At 42.0% G+C, this 362-nt stretch carries 1 protein-coding gene; it reads right to left on the bottom strand.

Annotation, left to right across the window (positions count from 1 at the left end; translation table 11 throughout):
• Positions 1 to 362 (bottom strand): hypothetical protein (locus HUK38_RS14825; protein ID WP_202985597.1); only part of this gene is annotated, 362 nt, incomplete at both ends.

The raw sequence follows: 362 nt of genomic DNA, 5'->3' as shown, positions 1-362 counted from the left end.
CGTGCATCCGCCGTTTTTTCAATCATATTTTGATTATTATCATTCGCATTTTTTTGATTGGCATTATACGGTGGATTACCCATGATGACCGGAATCACCCGCTGCTTTTGCGTCATCGTGCGGCGGTGATTTTCTTCCGTAATGCTGCCGAGTAAATCATTCACCTCACCATGTTGAATTAAACCCATTTGCCAATTTGCCAACGTATTGACAAAACACGCGCCGGTGAATTCGCACCATTGATCGGTCGCTTCATAATAGGTTTGTTCAATGTTCAAACAGCCAATGTAATACGGCAAAATTGCAATTTCATTCGCGTGAATTTCACCCGCAAATTTGCGTTTTAGCGCTTGTTTATCACT

Origin of the sequence: Thiospirillum jenense (assembly GCF_014145225.1) — a bacterium.
Lineage (GTDB): Bacteria > Pseudomonadota > Gammaproteobacteria > Chromatiales > Chromatiaceae > Thiospirillum > Thiospirillum jenense.
This window is presented reverse-complemented; position numbering and strand designations above follow the sequence as displayed.